Source organism: Arthrobacter sp. STN4, from assembly GCF_024539665.1.
Classification (GTDB): Bacteria; Actinomycetota; Actinomycetes; order Actinomycetales; family Micrococcaceae; genus Specibacter.
In genome coordinates this window covers 80631-97848 of record NZ_JAKZGX010000008.1, presented here as the reverse complement: position 1 = coordinate 97848, position 17218 = coordinate 80631, and the positions used below count along the sequence as shown (strand labels likewise).

Below are 17218 nucleotides of genomic sequence, written 5' to 3'. Positions count from 1 at the left end.
TCCAGCGTACGGGAGCCCGGCGCCCCGGCCCACCGCTATCCGCGCGTGGGCCGCTTCGGCAGCGTGAACGGCTCCGTGACCTGGTGGTAGTAGGGCGCAGCCGCCACCGTCATGCCGCCGTCGACCACCAGGGTCTGCCCGGTCATGTAGGAGGACTTGTCGGAAAGCAGGAACTCCACGGCATTGGCCATGTCGGCCACGGTGCCCGGCCGGCCCAGCGGAATGGTCTCCAGCACCCGCTCCATGGGTGCCATGCCGGGCATGCCGTAAAAGAAGTCCAGGGAGTCGGACTGGATGAGTCCGCCGTTGACGCCGTTGACGTTGATGCCGTAGCCGGCAAACTCCACCGCCATGTACCGGATGAAGGACTCCACCGCCGCCTTGTACGGGCCCAGCGCGGCGTAGCTGGCGAAGCCGTGCGTGCTGCCGTAGCTGGTGATGGCCACGATCCGCCCGCCGTTGTCCATGAGTTTCACGGCTTCCTGGGCACCCAGCACAAAGGGGCGCAGGTTCATGGCGTAGGAGCGGTCCAGGTGGTGGAGCTTCAGGTCCACGATCTTCTTGAAGGCCGCGGCGGCGGCGTTGTTGACAAAGAAGTCCAGCCGGCCGTATTCGGCCGCCACGGCGGTGAACAGCTCCGCGATGCCCTGCGGGTCCTCAACGTCGGCCTTGACCGAGATGGCCCGGCCGCCCAGGCGCCTGGCCTCGGCCACGACGTCGTCGGCCAGGTCAGCGTTCTGGCGGTAGTTGACGACGACGGCCGCCCCCTCCGCGGCGAGCGTCAGCGCCAGGTGTCGGCCGATCCCGCGTGAGGAGCCGGTGATCACGGCAATCTTGCCGTCGTATTTTCCGTTCATGAACCAACCTCTTCCCTTGCTGCCGCCCGGTCAAGGAGGTCCTTCGCAATGACCGTCTTCTGGATCTCGTTGGTGCCTTCCTCGAAGCGCTGCGCCCGCGCATCCCGGTAGACCCGTTCAATGGGCTCGGACTTCCAATAGCCGAGCCCGCCGTGCACCTGCAGGGCCTTGTCCGTGACGCGGGTGAGCATGTCCACCGCGGTCAGCTTGGCCATCGAGGACAGGGCCGGGGCGTCGCCGGCGCCGGCTTCCCACTGGGCTGCGGCGTGCATGACCAGCGCCCTGGCGGCCTGGATGTCGGCCGCGTTTTCGGCCAGCATGAAGGCTATGGCCTGCCGGGAGGCTATGGGCTTGCCGAACGTGACGCGGCGCCGGGCATACGCCACGGCCAGTTCCTGTGCACGCTCGGCGAGCCCCACGCAGCTCATGGCCACGGAAATGCGGCTCGGGGTCAGGAAGCCGCCCAGCGCAATGGCCAGCCCGTCGCCTTCGCGCCCCAGCCGGTTGGCCACGGGCACGGGTGTGTCATGGAAGGACAGCCGGGCGTGGTCGGTGCCGCGCACGCCCATCGTGTTCGAGGTGTCCTCCACGACGGCGCCGGGGGAGTCCCGCGGCACCAGCAGCCCCACGGTCCCGTCCTTGCCGCTGCTGCCTTCCAGCCGGGCGAACAGCAGCCAGTAGTCGCAGTCCACCCCGAAGGTGATCAGGTGCTTGGCGCCGTTGAGCAGGTAGGTGTCCCCCTCCCGGCGCACGGTGGAGGTGATGTCCGCGCCGGTGCCGTTGCCCGGCTCGGTGAGCGTGAACGCCACCGTGATGTCACCGGCCACCGACGGCACCACGAAGCGCCGCCGCTGTTCCTCCGTGGCGTGCGGGTTCATGGAGCGCCACGTGCCGTTGACCACGTGGACAATCATCCGGATCGAGGCGTGCGAGCGTGAAAACACCTCCATCAGCCCCATCCACTGTGTGAAGGAAAGCCCCGCCCCGCCCAGTTCGCGGGGGGCTGCCAGCCCCAGGAAGCCGCGTTCCCGCAGCTCCGTGCGCAGTGTTGCCGGCACGGTGCCGGTGGACTCGATCACGCCGGCCCATTTCTCCCCGGGCCCCTCCACCCAGGCCGTCACCTGTGCGAGCAGCTGGGCGTAGCGTGCGGGGTCGACGGCGGTGCCCCGTCCGTCCAGGCCCTCCAACTGGTCAATGCTCATTGCTGTCCTTTCCTCGTCCTTCAACGTCGTGCGCCGCTGCCCCGCCGGACGGCGTGTGGGGCACGAGCCGGGCGGCACGTTCGCGCAGCATGAATTTTTGCACCTTGCCCACAACGTTGCGCGGGATGGCGTCCACGATCTCCAGCCGTTCGGGCCAGTAGTGCTTGCTGACGCCGTGGGCGTCCAGGAACTCCTGCATCCCGGCGAAGTCAAGGTCCGCGCCGGGGACCAGCGTGGCAAAGAGGCAGGCGCGCTCGCCCAGCCGGGGGTCGGGCATCGCCACGATGGCGGCCTCCCCGATGGCCGGGTGGGTGTGCAGCAACTGCTCGATCTCGTAGACCGGCAGCTTTTCCCCGCCGCGGTTGATGACATCCTTGACGCGCCCGGTGATGCGCAGGTAGCCGTCGTCGTCCAGGGTGGCGACGTCGCCGGTGCGGTACCAGTGGTCCGCGGTGAACGTTTCGGCGGCCAGCTCGGGCCGGTTCAGGTACCCGTCAAAAACGGTGTTGCCAAAGATTTCCAGGTTGCCGTCGGCCCCGGGAGGCAGCGGGCGGCCGTCGTCGTCGATGATGCGCAGCCGCACGCCGGGCAGGGCCCGGCCGTCGGTGCCCCACGCCTTGGCCGGCGGATCGTAGGGGGCCGACAGCGTGGCCAGGCCCGTCTCGGTGGTGCCGAACGCGCCGCAGACCGCCGCACCGAGGACCCGGGTGGCGCGCTCTGCGAGCGCACGGGGGACCGCGGCACCGGTCACCACGAAGGTGTGGAGCCGGGCGGGGGCGGGCGCCCCCTCTTCCACCGCCCGCACCAGGTCGGTCAGGAACGGGGTGGCCGCCTGGACGAAGCTGCCCTCCCAGTCGCGCAGGACGGCCAGGGCCCGTTCCGGATCCCACACGCTTTGGACAATTTGCGGGGCGCCGAGCACAAAGCCCAGCCACATCCCGTACAGGAATCCCGTCTGGTGGGCCAGCGGCGAGGGGATGAACACGGTGTCGGAACCGTCCAGCCCCAGCTGTGCCGCCTGCAGCGCGGCAGCACGGGAGAGCCTGCGGTGGGTGTGGAGCACGCCCTTGGGCGGTCCGGAGGTGCCGGAGGTCAGCAGCAGCTGGGCGTCGTCGTCGGGCCCGGGCGCCCGGGCGTCGATGGCCGCCCGGTCCACGGCCACGGAGGCCCGGGCCTGGTGCCAGGCCCGCCACTGCGCCGGGCCGGGGCCGTCGGTGCCCGGCGGCATTTGCCGTGCCGTGCCCGGGGTGCCGTGGACGACGAACACGTGCTCGACCCTGATCCCCTCCAGGGCCGGATCGCGCCCGGCGGCCACCTCGTCCAGGAGGGCGGCGGTTTCATCCGAGTGCTGGCGCCCGCGGAAGTTGTCGGCCACGATCAGGACCCTGGCCTGGGACTGGCGCAGGGCGTACGCCATTTCGCGTTGGCGGAAGATCGGCATGATGGGGCAGACCACGGCGCCAATCCGCATGGCGGCGGCCGCAATTACCACAAACTGGCGCCAGTTGGGCAGCTGGACGGCAATCCGTTCCCCGTGCCCCACGCCGAGGGAGAGGAACACGGCTGCGGCACGGTCGACGTCGTCGTCCAGGGCCTGCCAGCTCAGGTGCGGGGTCGTGTCCCAGCGGGCGTCGACCACGGCCAGCGCGTGCGGCTTCTCCGCGGCCCACTTGCGGATCCAGTCGGAGGCCGTGAGCGTTCCGGCATCTTCGGCCCGGGCCAGCGAGTCGCTGACGGCGGCCTGCTCGGCCAGGGCGGCGGTGCGGCTTTCGCGCGCCGGCCCCGGTTCCACCTCCATGTCCAGCCCCAGGGTCTGCATGGCATCGAGGAACATGGGGTAGGAGATCCGGTAGGCGTTCGGGTAGGTCAGGAGGGAGCGGCCCTCCGCTGCGGTGGCGGCAATGGCCAGGGACATCAGCACCCGGTGGTCGTTGAAGGAGGACAGGTGGGCGCTGGCCAGCCGCGGCACCCCGCGCACCCGCAGGTCGGTGCCGTCAAAGGTGAGGTCCGCGCCCATGGAGTTCAGCTGCAGCATGGCCACCACCCGGTCGGATTCCTTCAGGCGCACATGCTCCACATGGTGGAACACGCTTTCACCGTCGGCCAGGGCGGCCATCACCGACAGGATGGGCAGCATGTCCGGCACGGTGCGGCAGTCCACCTCCACGGGCTTGAGCCGCACGCCGTTGTGGCGCACCCGCACACAGTCCTCCGCCGCGTCGTAGGCCATGGGCAGGCCCATGGCGGAGACGATGTCCAGGAGCTCGGATTCGGGGTGGTCGGTGCCGGAGGAGCTGGTCTGGCGCAGGCCCTTGAGCAGGATGTCGGCAGGGTGCAGGCCCGCCACGGCCAAACCGAAGGCGGCGGAGCCGATGTCCGGCGGCAGGACCAGGTCCACGGGGCGGGCCTGCTGGTTGGGCGGGATGCGGAAGCGCTGCCAGTCGGGGGCGACGTCCACCTGCAGGCCGAACTGGCGCATCATGCGCACGGTCAGCTCCACATAGGTGCGCTCGTTCAGGGGCCCGTCCACCACCACCGTGGTCTCGTCGACGGCGAACGGGGCGGCCAGGACCAGCCCCGAAACCCACTGGGAAAGCGTGCCGGCAATGTGCACCACGCCGCCGGTGGGCCGGCGGGCCTTGATGTGCAGCGGGGGGCAGTCCGTGGGCGAATGGGCCTCCACGCCCATCTGGCGCAGCCCGGCCAGGAGAGGGCCGACGGGCCGGTGGGCAAAGTATTTTTGGCCCGTGACCGTCACGTCGCGGTCGGCCAGGGCCGCCAGGCCGGCCAGGAAGTACAGGGTGGTGCCGGAGCTGCCGGCCGAGACCGTCCCGGTCCGGGCACGGTACGGCCCGCCGTGGACGATGAAGGTGTCCCCCTCCACCTCGATGCGCGTGCCCAGGGAGCGCAGGGCGGAGACGGTGTACTGCACGTGGCGGGCGTCGCTCAGGCCCTGGATCCGGCTGGTGCCGGGAGCCAGGGACGCGAGGATCAGCGCGCGGTGGGCGTGGTATTTCGAGTTGGGAACAAGCACTGTTCCCCGGACAAGGTCGGTAGTTCCAACGACTGATAAATGCACCATTCGCACCCGATTCCATTGACAAGGTCTCTGTGTCCGCCCTCACAGGGGCTTTGATGCCAGCCTACGCGATGACTGTGGGATTGGGCAGGAATCGGGTGCGGGTGTGCCGTCAGACGCTGACGGTCACCCAGTCGCCATCGATCGCGGCCGCGTAACGGGGCAGCGGTGCCTTGGCCGGGCCGGAAACCACCGTGCCGTCGGCGCCGTTGAACACGGAGCTGTGGCAGGGGCACTTGAAGTCCGTGCCGTCCGGTGCCACGGCGCAGCCGGCATGCGTGCAGACGTCGCTGTAGGCCAGCACCGTGGTGGCGTCAGGCCGGAAAAGGACCACGTTGACGCCGTTGGCCGTCCCCGCGGCCGTAGTGCCGACGGCGAGTTGCGAAAGCTGGCCCACGCGCACCGGCTTGCCCGTCTTGGGGATGGGCAGCGGCACCTTGCCCGCGGACGGGCCGGACGGTGCGGCGGGCACGCACCCAGCCAGGGCCAGGGCACAGGCCCCGCCGGTGACGGCCGTCGTGGCGCGCAAGACGTTGCGGCGGGTCGGTGAAACGGGCGAACCCGCAGCGGGTGCGGGTTCGGCAGGTGCGGTTTCCACGGGGAGGGTCTGAAAGGTCATGGACCCATTGTCCCAGCCCGGCCCGGGCGTTTCCCCCACGGGGCCTGCCAGCAGGCTGGGTGCGGCCCCGCGCCCGACGCCGGCCGCGCACCCGGGTGCGCGGCCGGCGTCGTGCTGGGGGTGTTGGGTGCCGGGGTGGTTCAGGCGGCGTGGAAGGGCCGGCCGTTGACGCGTTGGGAGGCGCCGGTCCGGTCCAGGTACGGGGTGATGCCGCCCAGGTGCATGGGCCAGCCGGCGCCGAGGACCATGCACAGGTCGATGTCCTCCGGCCCGGCCACGACGCCTTCGGCGAGCATGAGCCCGATCTCCTCCGCCAGCGCGTCCTGGGTCCTGCGCAGCACCTCCTCCCCGGTGGAGGGCGTGTTGCCGAACGTGAGCAGCGCGAGGGTGTCGGCCGGGACGGACCGCGAGCCGTCCGCGGCCGTCTCCCACAGCCCCTTTTTGCCGGCGTCGATCAAAGCCTGCAGGTTGGCCGAGACGGCAATGCGGTCGCCAAACGCGGCGTGCATGGATTCGGTCACGTGCTGGGCCACCGGCAGCCCCACCATGGCGAGCAGCGTGAACGGTGTCATGGGAAGGCCCATCGGGCGCAGCGCGGTGTCGGCGGTGTGGGCCTCGGTGCCTTCGTCAAAGGCCCTGGAGACCTCGCCCATGAGCCGCAGCAGGACCCGGTTGACCACAAACGCGGGTGCGTCCTTGACCAGCACGGCCGTCTTGCGCAGCGCCTTGGCGGTGGCGAACGCGGTGGCGAGGACGGCGTCGTCGGTCTTGGGGGCGCGCACAATCTCCAGCAGCGGCATGAGCGCCACGGGGTTGAAGAAGTGGAAGCCCACCAGCCGTTCGGGGTGCTTCAAATCCGCGGCCATGGCGGTCACGGACAGCGAGGAGGTATTCGTGGCCAGGATGCACTCCGGGGAGACCACGGCCTCCACCTCGGCGAAGACCTGCTTTTTGATGTCCAGCTCTTCAAACACGGCCTCGATCACAAAGTCGGCGTCGGCGAAGGCATCCTTGGACACGGACCCGGTGACCAGTGCCTTGGTGCGGTTGGCGGCGTCCGGGCTGATCCTGCCCTTGGCGAGCAGCTTGTCCACCTCGCCGTGGACGTGGGCCACGCCGCGGTCCACGCGCTCCCGGTCGATGTCCGTCAGGACCACCGGGACCTTGAGCTGGCGGGCAAAGAGCAGGGCGAACTGGCCGGCCATGAGGCCCGCGCCCACCACGCCCACCTTGGTGACGGGCCGTGCCAGCGTGGCGTCGGGGGCTCCGGCGGGCCGCTTGCCGCGTTTTTGCACCAGGTCCAGGAACGCGTAGACGGTGTCCCTGAACTGGGGCGTGGTGATCAGCTCCGCCAGGGCGTCGTCCTCCGCGGCGAAGGATTCGGCCTTGGTGAAGTGCTTGCCCTTCTCGAGCAGTTCGATGACGCGGGCCGGGGCCGGTGCGGCGTTGGAGGTCCGTGCCTCCACCACCTCCCGGGCATGGGCGACGGCGGCATCCCAGGCCGCGCTGTCCTCCGCGCTGAGCGGTGCGGCGACGGCGTTGGGCCGGCTGACCGCCTCCGCGCCGGCCAGGACGCGGGCGGCCCAGTCCACCGACTGCTCCACGAAGTCGGCCGGTTCAAAGAGGGCATCGGCGAGGCCGAGCCGGAACGCTGCCGGTCCGCTGAGGGTGCGGTTGTTGGCGAGGGGGTTCTCGATCATGACCTTCACCGCATTGGCGGGGCCGATCAGGCGGGGAAGCAGGTACACGCCGCCCCAGCCGGGCACCAGGCCCAGGAACGCCTCGGGCAGGCCCAGGGCGCCGGCGCCGGAGGACACCGTGCGGTAGGTGGCGTTCAGCGCGAGTTCCAGGCCGCCGCCCAGGGCCATGCCGTTGATGAACACAAAGCTGGGCACGCCCAGGTTGTTCAGCGTGGAATAGACGTCGTGGCCCAGCCGGGCCATGAGGCGGCCGGCGTCCCTGTCCTTGAGGCCCTTGACGGCGGAGAGGTCCGCGCCGGCGGCCAGGAAGAACGGCTTGCCCGTGACGGCGACGCCCGTTATTTCCCCGCGGGCGGCGCGGTCCCGCTGGGCCTCCAGCACGGTGCCCAGCTCCACGAGCGTGTTGGGCCCGAGCGTGGTGGGCCGGCGGTGGTCCAGGCCGTTGTCCAGGGTGATGAGGGCCAGCGTGCCGGCGCCGGGGGCCCCTCCCACGCCGGGCAGCGCGATGTCCTGGACGTAGGAGTGGGTGACCACCTCGTCGGGGAACAGTTCCGTGAGTTGCGTGAAGTCCCGGGCGCTCATGCGGCGCTCCCTTCGGTATTGGGGGCCACGGCCGCAGGGGTCCCCGGGCGGGCTTGCGAGGTTGGGGGGCGGTTGGGGGTGAAGTGCGGGTTTTCCCAAATCACGGTGGCGCCCATGCCCAGGCCGATGCACATGGTGGTCATGCCAAAGCGCACGGACGGGTCCTCGGCGAACTGGCGCGCCAGCTGGGTCATGAGCCTGACGCCGGAGGAGGCCAGGGGGTGGCCGACGGCGATGGCGCCGCCGTAGCGGTTGACGCGCGGGTCGTCGTCGGCGATCCCGAAGTGGTCCAGGAAGGAGAGCACCTGGACGGCGAAGGCCTCGTTGATTTCAATGAGGCCGATGTCATCGATCGTGAGCCCGGCCAGCTTCAACGCCTTTTCGGTGGCGGGGACGGGGCCGATCCCCATGACCGAGGGTTCGACGCCGGCGAAGGCGTACTGCACCAGGCGCATTTTGACCGGCAGGCCAAGCTCCTCCGCGGCCCCGGCAGAGGCCAGCAGTGCCACGGTGGCGCCGTCGTTCAGGCCGGCCGCATTGCCGGCCGTGACCCGGCCGTGGGCGCGGAAGGGGGTGCGCAGGGACGCAAGGTCCGCCAGGGTGGTGCCGGGGCGGGGCGGCTCGTCCACGGTGTTGACGGTCCAGCCGGCACCGGGCCGCAGGGTGGCGACGGGCACCAGGTCCGGCAGGATCCGGCCCCCGGCGCTGGCGGCAGCGAACTTTGCCTGGCTCGCCACGGCGTAGGCGTCCGCGCGGTCCTTCGTGATGGCGGGGAAGCGGTCGTGCAGGTTCTCGGCGGTGTTGCCCATGTTCAGCGCCGCCGGGTCCACGATCCGCTCGCTCAGGAAGCGCGGGTTGGGATCGGCTCCGGCCCCCATGGGGTGGTGGCCCATGTGCTCGACGCCGCCGGCCAGGACCACGTCATAGGAGCCGAAGCCGATGCCGGAGGCCGTGGTGGTGACGGCGGTCATGGCGCCGGCACACATCCGGTCGATGGCGAAGCCGGGGACGGAGTTGGGCAGGCCGGCCAGCAGGGCCGCGGTGCGCCCGATCGTCAGGCCCTGGTCGCCGGTCTGGGTGGTGGCGGCGATGGCCACCTCGTCGATGCGTTCCGGGGGAAGCTGCGGGTTGCGCCGCAGGAGGGCGCGGATGCACTTGACCACGAGGTCGTCGGCCCGCGTCCCGGCGTAAATGCCCTTGTCCCCGGCCCGTCCGAACGGGGTGCGGACGCCGTCGACGAAGACAACGTCCCTGACCTGCCGATTTTGGCTCACCTGTTACTCCTCAGTGCGAAAGACATGCCTGTGCCGCACCCTGCCGAAGGAAGGGCGCGGCTGTGTCACACATCATGTTACTCGTCGGTAACTTAGAGTTCAACACGGTTCGCCGGGGAGAGGGCCGAGGCGGGCGGTGGTTAGTGGTCATCCTTGTTGGCATGCCTGGGGTGCCTGGGCGCCAGCGGCTCCGGGTGGGCCATGGCCTCGGCGAGCAGCGGCGCGGTCTTTTCAATCTGCCACTGCCGGGCGCCGAGTTCGGCCAGGCCGGCCGCCACCGATTCTTCGGTGATGTCCTGCGGCGGACGCCAGCAGATGCGGCGCAGGTGGTCCGGGGTGAGGAGGTTCTCGGCGGGGATGTCCAGCAGTTCGGCCAACGCGGCCAGCCGGGGCCGGACGGTGGCAAGGCGTGCGGCGGCGGCGGCATCGCGTTCGGCCCATACTCGCGGCGGCGGCGGCGCATTGGTGGCAAGCTGCAGTGGCGGCAGGTCCGTGCTGGCCTTGGCGGTCTGCAACGCGTGCAGCCACTTGGGGGCGTCGCGCTTGGCCGTGCGGCCGTGGAACCCGGCCAGGGCCAGCAGTGCCGGCACGGTGGTGGGCATGGCCTTGGCCGCGGCGATGATGGCGGAATCGGGGATCAGCCGGCCGGGGGCGATGTCGCGGTGCTCGGCCAGCTTGTCCCGCGTGTACCAGAGCTCACGGACGGCCGCGAGCTGGACCCGGTTGCGGATGGTGTGCGAGCCCGAGGTGCGCCGCCACGGATCCACGCGCGCGGCCGGGACACCGGCGTCGATGAGGTGCTGGAACTCCTGGGCCGCATAGTCCAGCTTGCCGTCGGCTTCCAGGAGGGCCACCAGTTCCTCCTCCAGCTCGGCCAGGACCTCCACATCCAGGGCCGCATAGCGCAGCCATGGTTCGGGGAGGGGGCGGCGGGACCAATCCGCGGCGGAATGTTCCTTCGCAAGGTGGTAGCCCAGCAGCGATTCGACCACGGCGCCCAGGCCCACGCGGGGCAGCCCGGCCAGGCGGGCGGCGAGTTCCGTGTCAAACAGCTTGTCCGGCCACATGCCCACCTCCGCCAGGCACGGCAGGTCCTGGGCGGCCGCATGCAGGATCCACTCCGTGCCGCGCAGTGCGTCGTTGATGATTTGCAGCCCGTCGAAGGCCTCCGGGTCGATCAGCCAGGTCCCGGCGCCGTCGCGGCGGATCTGGACCAGGAAGGCGCGTTGCCCGTAGCGGAATCCGGAGGCCCGCTCGGTGTCCACTGCCGCCGGGCCGTGGCCGGCGGCCAGGGCGGCCGCGCAGCGCTCGAGCGCCGGTTGGGAGGAGATGACCTCGGGCACGCCCTCGCGCGGCATGTCCAGCTCCACCAGGGCGGGCAGGTCCCCGAGCTCCACGCGCACGCCGTCGATCACGACGGAGGTCAGCGGGGCGGGTGAGGATTCGCCGGGGGCTGGCACCGTGCCGGCTGCAGCTGCCCGGTTGGTGTGGCCCGGGGTGCCTGTTCCGGTGGACTTTTTGATCCGGACGCGGCTGTGTGCTGTGGTGGCAGGTTCACTCATGATGCCTCCAGTCTAACGAACCGCCCCGGCAGCGGCCGGCGGTGGCCCGGCGGCCGCCCTTCAGCCCCGGCGCCGCCGCGGCAGGAGGGTCACGCCGTCGGGCATGGGCGGCAGGCCCGCGAAGGTGCACACCATGGTGGACCAGGCCTCCAGGTGGCCCCCTACGGCTGCGCTGGTGGGGGTCCAGGAGGCACGCAGTTCCAGGTCCACCGCGTCCGGGCGTCCGGCCAGGGTGCCGTAGCTTTCGGAGAGGATGCGGGTGGCAGTGCCCCCGGCGGCACGGTGCCCGGCGCCGTGCTCGTCCAAGGCCTCGGCCAGCCAGGCCCAGGCCACGTTCCCCAGCAGGGCGTCGTTGCCGATGTCCGGTTCCAGTTCGGCCCGGATGTAGGTGACAACGCGGAAGGTGCCCTCCCACAGGGACGAGCCGCTGGGGTCGTACAGCAGGATGAAGCGCCCCGTGGCGATTTCCTCGCCGCCGGACATGACCTCGGCGCCGAGGGCCACCCCGTAGGGGGCCAGCCGGGAAGGGGCGGGTATTTCCGCAAGCTTAAGCTCGGGACGGGTGCCTGCGGCACGCAACGACGCCAGGGCGGCCTGGAAGTCGGCGGGAAGCTGCGGTTCTGCGCTCACGTACGCAGGTTATGGCGTCCCTGCCCCGATTTGCCGGAGGCGCGCCGCACGGCAGCTAGGCGCCAACCTCGCTGCGGATGGCCGCCACGAAGGCGTCGATGTCCTCGGCCGTGGTGTCGAAGGAGCACATCCACCGCACCTCCCGGGCGGCCTCGTTCCAGTCGTAAAAACGGAAACGGGTGCGCAGGCGGTCCGCCACGCCTTCGGGCAGCACGGCGAAGATGCCATTGGACTCGGTGGCCTGGGTCGGCCGGACGCCGGGGATGGCGTCAACGGCGGCACGCAGCCTGGCAGCCATGGCATTGGCGTGCGCGGCGGACTTCAGCCACAGGCCGTCCTCCAGCAGGGCCAGCAGCTGGGCCGAGATGAAGCGCATCTTGGAGGCCAGCTGCATGTTCATCTTGCGCAGGAAGACCAGCCCGTCCGCGGCCTCCGGGTTGAGCGCCACCACGGCCTCGCCGAACATGATGCCGTTCTTGGTGCCGCCAAAGGAGAGGATGTCCACGCCGGCGTCGGAGGTGAACTCGCGCACCGGCACGTCAAGGAAGGCGGCGGCGTTCGCCAGCCGGGCGCCGTCCATGTGGACCTTCATGCCCAGGGAATGGGCGTGGTCGCAGATGGCCCTGACCTCGGCGGGCGTGTAGCAGGTGCCCAGCTCCGTGGTCTGGGTGATGGAGACGGCCAGTGGCTGGGCACGGTGTTCGTCGCCAAAGCCCCACGCCTCCTTGTCGATCAGCTCCGGGGTCAGCTTGCCGTCCGGGGCGGGCACGGCCAGCAGCTTCATGCCGCCCACCCGCTCCGGGGCCCCGTTTTCATCGCAGTTGATGTGGGCGGTGGCGGCGCAGACCACGGCCCCCCACCGCGGCAGCAGGGACTGCAGGGCCGTGACGTTGGCTCCCGTGCCGTTGAACACCGGGAACACCTCCACGGCCGTGCCGAACAATTCCGACATCCGCTCCTGCAGCCGTGCCGTGTACACGTCCTCGCCGTAGGAGACCTGGTGCCCCCCGTTGGCGGCGGCCAGGGCGGCCAGCACCTCCGGGTGGACCCCGGAATAGTTGTCCGAGGCAAAGCTGCGCACGGCCGGGTCGTGGAGGCGGGCCGGGGTGGAAACGGTGTCAGTGGTCACTGGAAGCCTTCTGGTTGAGTACGATGCGGGCGCCGTTGAGCTGCGCCGCAGGGGTGGAAAAGAGTCCCGACACGGCCTGGCCCAGGTCGGCGACGTCGGTGAAGCCGGGGAATTTGCGGTTGGGGGCGGCGGCACGCATGGCGTCGTCCACCAGGGCCTTGACCACCAGCACGACGGCGGCCGGCCCGGCGTCAGGGTCCAGCCCCGCAGCCAGCGCGCGGACCCAGGTTTCGGCCGCGGCCTTGATGGTGGCGTAGTTCGCGTCGCCGGGGGTGGGCGCCGTGACCGCGGTGGAGGAGACGATCGCGATGCGGCCGGCGGGGGAGGCGGCCACGTCGTCATAAAAGGCGCGCGTGGTGTTGCGCAGGGTGGTGAGCACGGAGCGGTGCAGGAAGTCCCAGTCGGCGTCGGTCTGCGCGGCCAGGTCCCTGCCGCCGCGCCAGCCGCCCACCAGGTGGATGAGCCCGCTGACGGCGCCGTGGTCGCGGTGCACCGTCTCCGCCAGGGCGGAGACGGCCGCGGGGTCGGCGAGGTCGCAGACGAGGGGGACGGCACCGCCGGTGCGGGCGGCCGCCGCCCCGATCCGTCCGGCGTCGGAACCCACGGTGACGACCCGGAGGCCGGCGGAGACGAGGGCTGCGGCAACGGCGGTGCCGGCGGCGCTGCTGCCGCCGGCGACGAGGGCCAGGGGGGCGGTGTTGGTAGTCATGCCTCCTACAGTACCCACCTAGGCCTTGCTGGCGCCGGTGATGCCGGAGGTGGATTCGATGGTGGCGCGCATCTTCTTGGAGAGGGCCTCGTAGAACATGGAGAGCGGGAATTCGTCGTCCATGACCTGGTCGGTGACCTCGCGCAGCGGCGCCGTCAGCGGCAGGGCATCCGCTCCCTTGGCCCAGGTGGAGGCCGGGTTCGGCGCCAGCGTGCCGGAGACCAGCTCGTAGGCGGCCAGCCAATGGGCCAGCTTGGGCCGGTCGATCGAGCGCCAGTACAGCTCCTCGATCTCGTGTCCCAGGGCGATCACCGTGTCCGGGACCTCGGCCCAGTCGATGGAAAGCTTCGTGTCGGTCCAGTGCAGCACGTGGTGCTGGTGCAGCCAGGCGAACAACAGCTGCCCGCCCAGCCCGTCGTAGTTGCGCACGCGGGTGCCGGTGATCGCGAAGCGGAAGATCCGGTCAAAGATCACCGCGTACTGGACCAGCCGGGCATGCCGGCGCGCCTCGGGGGAGGCCTGGTCATTGCGCTCCACAGCCACGGACTCGCGGTAGGCGGTCAGGTCGCAGCGCAGTTCCTCCAGCGAATACAGGAAGTACGGCATGCGCTGCTTGATCATGAACGGGTCAAACGGCAGGTCCCCGCGCATGTGCGTGCGGTCGTGGATCAAGTCCCACATCACGAACGTTTCCTGCGTGAGCGCCTGGCTGTCCAAAAGTTCGACGGCGTCCGCCGGGACCTCCAGCCGGGTCACCGCGGCTGCCTCCCGGACCACGCGGCGGAAGCGCGCGGCCTCGCGGTCCTGGAAGATGGCGCCCCAGGTGAAGGTGGGGGTTTCGCGGACGGCCACGCTTTCCGGGAACAGCACGGCCGAGTTGCTGTCGTAGCCGGGGGTGAAGTCGATGAAGCGCAGTGGCACGAACAGCTTGTTGGAGTAGCTGCCCGCTTCCAGCTCGCCGATGAACTCCGGCCAGATGACCTCCACCAGGACGGCCTCGACGAAGCGGGAGGTGGAGCCGTTTTGCGTGTACATGGGGAACACCACCAAGTGGCCCAGGCCGTCGACGCGGTGCTCCTGCGGCTGGAAGGCCAGCAGGGAGTCCAGGAAGTCGGGCACGCCGAGGCCGGCGGCCACCCACTTGTTGAAGTCCTCCACGGCAAGGCGCAGGTACCCGGCGTCGTGCGGGAAGTACGGGGCAAGTGCCTGGATGGAGCCGGTGACGGCGGCGATGAGGTCCCTGGCCCGGGCGTGGTCCTCCGGGTTGGGCACGGAGCCGTCCTTGGCCTGGAGTTCCTGCAGGGAGGTCGCGGCGTGCTTGAGCGCCAGCCACGCGGGATCGGTGGCGGGTGCCTGGGGGTTGGTTCCGGGGGCGGTGCCCCGTGCTTCCGCGGTGATGCTCATGTCCGAACATCCTTTCCTGATCGTGTGGCGTGCCGTCCTGGACGGTTTTTGAAGCCTACCAATGGAACAGAAAAACTTATGTTGGATATTCCTCAGCGACAGCAATAGTAACGCTTAGCGGCACAAAAAAGCGGCGCGGGCCAAGCGTTGGAAATGCTTGGCCCGCGCCGCCGCGGTGGCCCGTGCTACGCCCTCGCCGGCTTCAGCGTCAACGAGACCGAATTGATGCAGAAGCGCTCGTCGGTGGGGGTGTCATAGCCTTCGCCCTTGAACAGGTGGCCCAGGTGCGAATCGCAGGCGGCGCAGCGGACCTCGATCCGTTCCATGCCCAGGGAGTTGTCATGCAGGTACCGCACGGTCCCGTCGGCCAGGGGGGCAAAGAAGGACGGCCAGCCGCAGTGTGAGGAAAACTTTTCACGGGACGTGAACAGTTCCGCGCCGCAAGCCCGGCAGGCATACACCCCTTCCTGGGTGGAGTCCCAGTACTCGCCGGTGAACGGCCGCTCCGTGCCGGCCCGGCGCAGCACGGCAAACTCTTCCGGCGTCAGCTCCTGCTGCCACTGCTCGTCGGACTTGACCACTGTAGGTGCCACAAAATCATTCATACTGTGCTCAACGTTCACGAGTCGCCAATAAATCCCGAACCGGCATACAGATGCAGCACGGGCAGCCCCAGCTTGCGCTGTGCCTGGTGTGCCCAGTCCTGCCGGAAGGTGTCGGCCACGGCGTGCGGGCGGGTCACCACCACGGCCTGGCGGGCGCCGGACTCGGTGACCTGGGCAACCAGGGAGGCCACGGCGTCGCCCTCGGCAACACGCCCGGTGGCCTTGGCGCCGGCGGCCAGCAGCACGGCCAGCGACGTCTGGAGCGTCTCCTCGGCGGTGGCGCGCACGGCCTGTGCATCCGGCTTTTCCCTGAACTCCCGCAACGCGGCCGGCAGGTCCAGCATGGTCAGCTGGTCAATGACGTCCACCAGCAGGTGCCGCTTGGTGTCGGCCGGAACCAGCAGCACCAGTTCCACGTCGTCCCCGGGACTGTACAGGTCGGTGATGTTTGCGGCATCGCCGGGGCCCAGTGGCTCTTCCGTCAGGATAATGATCGCGTCGCTCATGGCACCAGCTTAGGCGGGTGCCGGGGCAAAACCGCGTCCGTGGCCAAAATGTTGCCCGGGAAAGGTCGGCAGGGCCGGTGCGCCGCTCGACGGGCCCGCCGCGGCATGGGCAGAATGGGTTCATGGCATCTTCAACGCAGCAGTCCGGTCCAATGCAGCAGTCCCGGCATTGGGCGAAGTGGGGCATGCTCGCGGCCGGGGCCGCAGGGGCGGCAGGCTTCTCCGTGGTCACCGCCACCTCGGCGCTGGCGGCCTATTTTGCCCGCCGCGTGGTCACGCCGGAAAAGGCCCGGGCGGACGACGTGTCCATCCTGGCCGTGATCGCCAACGGCCCCGAGCAGCAGGTGGTCCTGGGGGCCACCGTGGACACCATCATCGAGGGCCGCTACGCGATTTACTTCGACGGCGGCCGGGCCCATGCCGTGGTGGGCCGGATCATCTCCTATGTGCCACGCGAAGGCAGCGTGACCCGCGAAGTGCTCGAGGTCGTGGGGGGCGACCTGCGCACCGCCACCCGGGGCTGGTGGTCCGGGAGCATTTATGCCCACCCGCAGGAGATGGGGCTGGACAGCGAGGACGTCATGATCGAGCTGCCGGACGGGCCCGCCCCCGCGTGGCTGGTCCGGGCACCCAACGCGTTGCCGACCTGGGCCGTCATGGTCCACGGCCGCGGTGCCACCCGCAGCCAGGGCCTGCCGTCGGTGCCGGCCGCCCACCGGCTGGGCATGAATGCCCTCCTCATCTCCTACCGGAACGACGGCGACGCCCCCTACGCGGCGGACCGGCGGTACGGCCTGGGCGTCACCGAGTGGCGTGACGTCGAGGCGGCCATCGACTACGCCGTGCAGCACGGCGCCAAGGACGTTGTCCTGTTCGGCTATTCCATGGGGGGTGCCATCTGCCTGCAGGCTGCCGATCTGGCGCGCAACCGCCGGCACATCCTGGCCATGGTCCTGGACGGGCCGGTCATCAACTGGGTCAATGTCCTGGCGCACCAGGCACAGCTCAACCGGATCCCCGACTATGTGGGACGCTATGGCCAGCTCATGCTCAGCCACCCCGTGGGCCGGCGCATTACCGGCCTGGCCGCCCCGGTGGACCTCAAGAGCATGGACTGGGTGGCCCGCGCCGTCGAACTGCGCACCCCCGTGCTGGTCCTGCACAGCGTTGACGACGACTTTGTCCCGTATGAGCCCACGGCCGAACTGGCCCGGCGCAACCCCGAAATGGTCACCTTCGAGCCGTTCAGCAAGGCCCGGCACACGAAGGAATGGAACATGGACCCGGAGCGGTGGGAGAACGCCGTCGAAACCTGGCTGCGCCCCCGTCTGGGCCGGTACACGCTGCCCCGGGGCTGAGC

The 17218-nt window shown here is 70.2% G+C and carries 14 protein-coding genes; 1 reads left to right on the top strand and 13 read right to left on the bottom strand.

The genetic code is table 11. From position 1 onward, the window contains the following. Nucleotides 1–35: 35 nt before the first annotated feature. From MMF96_RS08410 to MMF96_RS08350, 13 genes are all read right to left on the bottom strand, one after another. A complete protein-coding gene (locus MMF96_RS08410) occupies nucleotides 36–857 on the bottom strand; it encodes an SDR family oxidoreductase (RefSeq protein ID WP_256883228.1) in 822 nt (273 codons plus the stop codon). Continuing rightward, nucleotides 854–2059, bottom strand: a complete 1206-nt coding sequence (locus MMF96_RS08405) for an acyl-CoA dehydrogenase family protein (RefSeq protein WP_256883227.1) — start codon at nucleotides 2057–2059, stop codon at nucleotides 854–856. The genes MMF96_RS08410 and MMF96_RS08405 overlap by 4 nt, the downstream gene beginning before the upstream one ends. Further along, nucleotides 2049–5141 carry a 3-phosphoshikimate 1-carboxyvinyltransferase gene (gene aroA / locus MMF96_RS08400; protein ID WP_256883226.1) on the bottom strand — a complete coding sequence of 1031 codons (3093 nt, stop codon included), beginning with the start codon at nucleotides 5139–5141 and terminating at the stop codon, nucleotides 2049–2051. Before aroA ends, MMF96_RS08405 begins: the two co-directional genes overlap by 11 nt. 109 nt (nucleotides 5142–5250) lie before the next feature. Further along, nucleotides 5251–5757 (bottom strand): Rieske (2Fe-2S) protein, encoded by a 507-nt coding sequence (locus tag MMF96_RS08395; RefSeq protein ID WP_256883225.1) that lies wholly within the window; start codon nucleotides 5755–5757, stop codon nucleotides 5251–5253. Between the two features lie 140 nt (nucleotides 5758–5897). Beyond that, nucleotides 5898–8039, bottom strand: coding sequence for a 3-hydroxyacyl-CoA dehydrogenase NAD-binding domain-containing protein (locus tag MMF96_RS08390; RefSeq protein ID WP_256883224.1), 2142 nt, complete (start codon nucleotides 8037–8039; stop codon nucleotides 5898–5900). Further along, complete coding sequence (locus tag MMF96_RS08385) at nucleotides 8036–9313, bottom strand: thiolase family protein (protein ID WP_256883223.1); 1278 nt, start codon at nucleotides 9311–9313, stop codon at nucleotides 8036–8038. The genes MMF96_RS08390 and MMF96_RS08385 overlap by 4 nt, the downstream gene beginning before the upstream one ends. Before the next feature lie 140 nt (nucleotides 9314–9453). After that, complete coding sequence (locus MMF96_RS08380; RefSeq protein ID WP_176615811.1) at nucleotides 9454–10875, bottom strand: HRDC domain-containing protein; 1422 nt, start codon at nucleotides 10873–10875, stop codon at nucleotides 9454–9456. A gap of 60 nt (nucleotides 10876–10935) precedes the next feature. Next, on the bottom strand, nucleotides 10936–11505 hold the full coding sequence (locus MMF96_RS08375) for a DUF3000 domain-containing protein (protein WP_176615810.1): 570 nt from the start codon (nucleotides 11503–11505) through the stop codon (nucleotides 10936–10938). A 55-nt stretch (nucleotides 11506–11560) separates the two neighbouring features. Beyond that, the gene (locus MMF96_RS08370; RefSeq protein ID WP_256883222.1) at nucleotides 11561–12634 is read right to left on the bottom strand and encodes a low specificity L-threonine aldolase; all 1074 of its coding nucleotides are present in this window, start codon (nucleotides 12632–12634) and stop codon (nucleotides 11561–11563) included. Then, a complete protein-coding gene (locus tag MMF96_RS08365) occupies nucleotides 12624–13343 on the bottom strand; it encodes an SDR family oxidoreductase (protein ID WP_256883221.1) in 720 nt (239 codons plus the stop codon). Before MMF96_RS08365 ends, MMF96_RS08370 begins: the two co-directional genes overlap by 11 nt. An 18-nt stretch (nucleotides 13344–13361) precedes the next feature. After that, complete coding sequence (locus MMF96_RS08360; RefSeq protein ID WP_256883220.1) at nucleotides 13362–14747, bottom strand: DUF6421 family protein; 1386 nt, start codon at nucleotides 14745–14747, stop codon at nucleotides 13362–13364. A gap of 185 nt (nucleotides 14748–14932) precedes the next feature. Beyond that, nucleotides 14933–15352: a peptide-methionine (R)-S-oxide reductase MsrB gene (gene msrB / locus MMF96_RS08355; protein ID WP_176615807.1), complete on the bottom strand. Its 420-nt coding sequence runs from the start codon at nucleotides 15350–15352 to the stop codon at nucleotides 14933–14935. 14 nt (nucleotides 15353–15366) lie between these two features. Continuing rightward, the gene (locus MMF96_RS08350) at nucleotides 15367–15858 is read right to left on the bottom strand and encodes a hypothetical protein (RefSeq protein ID WP_256883219.1); all 492 of its coding nucleotides are present in this window, start codon (nucleotides 15856–15858) and stop codon (nucleotides 15367–15369) included. Nucleotides 15859–15980: 122 nt separating this feature from the next. On the opposite strand from MMF96_RS08350, the gene MMF96_RS08345 reads away from it, so the two are divergent. After that, nucleotides 15981–17216 carry a S9 family peptidase gene (locus MMF96_RS08345; protein WP_176615805.1) on the top strand — a complete coding sequence of 412 codons (1236 nt, stop codon included), beginning with the start codon at nucleotides 15981–15983 and terminating at the stop codon, nucleotides 17214–17216. Nucleotides 17217–17218 lie beyond the last annotated feature (2 nt).